Source organism: Fictibacillus aquaticus, assembly GCF_002245695.1.
In the GTDB taxonomy this organism is placed as follows: domain Bacteria; phylum Bacillota; class Bacilli; order Bacillales; family Fictibacillaceae; genus Fictibacillus; species Fictibacillus aquaticus.
The window spans coordinates 1-2,837 of record NZ_NOII01000070.1 but is presented as its reverse complement, the minus strand read 5'-3'; the positions used below and the strand labels follow the sequence as shown (position 1 = coordinate 2,837).

Here is a 2,837-nt window from a genome sequence, read left to right as displayed (position 1 = left end):
GTGCGTCGAACGTACCGCACGCTGAAATTTTAGAAGAAGCAAAGCCGTTGCTTAAAGAAAAAGGAATCGACCTTGAGATCAAGACATTCCAGGATTATGTACTTCCAAACAAAGCATTGGCTGAAAAAGAAATCGGAGCGAACTACTTCCAGCACGTTCCTTATCTTGAATCACAAATGAAAGACCATAACTACAAGTTCGAAAACGCAGGCGGAATTCACATCGAGCCGATCGGTGTTTATTCTAAAAAATATAAGTCATTGAAAGACCTTCCAAACGGCGCGACAATCATCATGTCGAACTCAGTAGCCGACCATGGCCGCATGCTCGGTCTTCTTGAAAAAGAAGGCTTGATCAAAGTAAAAGAAGGAAAAGGAACAGAAGCACAGATTAAAGATGTAGCAGAAAATCCGAAGAACCTAAAATTCAAAGCTGACGTTGATGCCGGCATGCTGCCAAAAGCATACAAAAACAACGAAGGCGATGCGGTATTGATCAACACTAACTATGCGATTGATGCAGGTCTTAACCCGAAAAAAGATGCCATCGCAATGGAAGATACAGATTCACCTTTCGTGAACATCATCGCTGTGCGAGAAGGCGATAAAGACAAGAAGAGCGTTAAGGCTCTTGTAGAAGTTCTACGCTCGAAAGAAATTCAGGATTTCATTGAAAAGAAATATAAAGGTGCGGTAGTGCCTGTAACAGAATAAATTCACTAAAGAACAGCCTGTCAGCAGGCTGTTCTTTTTTTCTGGCAAATCAATAAACTATACAAAAAGGAGGGGGTTTAATGAATTCTCCAGCAGGTTTTTGGATAAGGTTTGGTGCTGCACTGCTTGACGGCATCCTCATTGGCATCCCGCTTTCATTCTTATTTTTTCTTATAACTGGAGATTGGCCATCAGGTAATTCGGATGAATGGTGGATCAATACTGTCTCCATGCTCTATGCGATTATTCTTCCAGTAAAGTGGCACGGTTACGTAGTAGGCAAGAGAATTGTTGGTGTACGGGTTGTGAAAACGGACGGCTCGAATGTAACCATCGGGACGATGCTTCTAAGGGTTATTGTTGGAGCATTAGTGTACGGTATCACATTAGGAATCGGATTCATCGTTAGTGCCATAATGGTGGGAGCGAGGAAGGATAAACGCTCTCTGCATGACCTGATCGCTGGAACATATGTTACATGCTCTCCTCCTTCAATAGGAGGAGAATTAAAAGACTGATGATGACTCATACTAACCCTGTCTAAATAACTGACAGGAGTGAAGAATCATGGAACATCAAGATAAAAGCATGCCGGGAAGCAACTCAACACAGTCACACCTTATCCGTTACAAAGAAGGTCTCGGAAAGTATAACGAAAATATGCCTGAACTGACACACGCTTATAACGAATTTACGAGACACTGCTTCAAAGAAGGCGAGATTTCAGAAAAATATAAGCAGCTTATCGCTCTTGGTATCAGCATTTACTCACAGGATGAATATTGCATTATTTATCATACAAAAGGCTGCCTTGACCAAGGCTGCTCTGAAAATGAAATACTCGAAGCAGTAGGAGTATCTGCTGCGTTTGGCGGCGGGGCAGCTATGAGCCAAGGTGTTACCCTCGTCCAGGAATGCATCCAAGAACTGAATAAACCGAGACATTAATCATTCGGNNGGCCCCGGATTTTTAAGGAATCAGAAGGATTCGCCAGCGATTTTAAGGATAAAATAGATATGTTCCATAATGGTCTTGTTCTCGGGCTGATCGCTTTTTCTCGCTCTTTTAACGAGATTGCTCACAATAATATGTGCTGATAAGATATAGCCATCTTATATTTTGAAAGGACTGATCTGTTATCCATACCATTAAGGTAAGGCATACATCAGAAATGGAGAAAGCTATGCATCAAAGCCACGGAATAGGCTATTCAGAATATGAAAGAGATCTGGATAAGCGTATAGAAGTGGAAAAAGAACGTGATAAGGAATATAAAAAAGCTCGCGAGATGCATGAATAAGACCAAAATGAGAAATAAATGAAGCCAGCGGATTCTTCCGCTGGCTGTTTTATTTAAATGAAAAGCGGTAAGAACCGGAAAAAAAGCTCCCTTCCTTGAATACAGATACTATTTGTTATAAAATTAGAATGAGAATAAATTGAGAATGAACTGTTTCATTCTTTATTTTTTTGCTTTGAATACTTAAGAATTTATATATTGGAGGTCGTATTATGTCAGCACCGAACTTAAAGATTGAAGATCTTCGCGTTTCTATTGAAGATAAAGAAATCATTAAAGGTCTTAACCTTGAAATCAACGGTGGAGAAATTCACGCAATCATGGGTCCGAACGGAACGGGTAAATCTACTCTTTCTGCAGCACTTATGGGCCACCCGAAGTATGAAGTTACAGGCGGAAAGGTATCCTTTGATGGAGAAGACCTTCTAGAGATGGAAGTTGATGAGCGTGCAAACGCAGGTCTTTTCCTTGCGATGCAATACCCATCAGAAGTAAGCGGGATCACGAATGCGGATTTCCTTCGTTCTGCGATCAATGCAAAGCGTGAGGAAGGCGACGAAATCTCATTGATGAAGTTTATCCGTGAGCTTGACAAGAAGATGGACCTCCTTGAGATGGATAATGAATTCGCACACCGTTACTTGAACGAAGGTTTTTCAGGCGGTGAGAAGAAGCGTAACGAGATCCTTCAGATGATGATGCTTGAGCCGAAGATCGCAATTCTTGACGAGATCGACTCAGGTCTTGATATTGATGCTTTAAAGGTTGTTGCTAAAGGTGTAAATGATATGAGAAGCCCAGAGTTCGGCTGCTTGATCATTAC

5 protein-coding genes are annotated in these 2,837 nt (G+C 41.4%); all 5 read left to right on the top strand.

Annotated elements, in window-relative coordinates; translation table 11 throughout:
* The coding region (locus CGZ90_RS19740; RefSeq protein ID WP_094254204.1) for a MetQ/NlpA family ABC transporter substrate-binding protein at positions 1 to 713 on the top strand (713 nt) is incomplete at its 5' end.
* 80 nt (positions 714 to 793) lie between these two features.
* Positions 794 to 1,231, top strand: coding sequence for an RDD family protein (locus CGZ90_RS19735; protein ID WP_094254203.1), 438 nt, complete (start codon positions 794 to 796; stop codon positions 1,229 to 1,231).
* Positions 1,232 to 1,280: 49 nt separating this feature from the next.
* Positions 1,281 to 1,661, top strand: coding sequence for a carboxymuconolactone decarboxylase family protein (locus CGZ90_RS19730; RefSeq protein ID WP_094254202.1), 381 nt, complete (start codon positions 1,281 to 1,283; stop codon positions 1,659 to 1,661).
* 224 nt (positions 1,662 to 1,885) lie between these two features.
* A complete protein-coding gene (locus CGZ90_RS21250) occupies positions 1,886 to 2,014 on the top strand; it encodes a YuzK family famiily protein (protein WP_276206782.1) in 129 nt (42 codons plus the stop codon).
* Between the two features lie 212 nt (positions 2,015 to 2,226).
* Positions 2,227 to 2,837 (top strand): Fe-S cluster assembly ATPase SufC (sufC, locus tag CGZ90_RS19725; protein ID WP_094254201.1); only part of this gene is annotated, 611 nt, incomplete at its 3' end.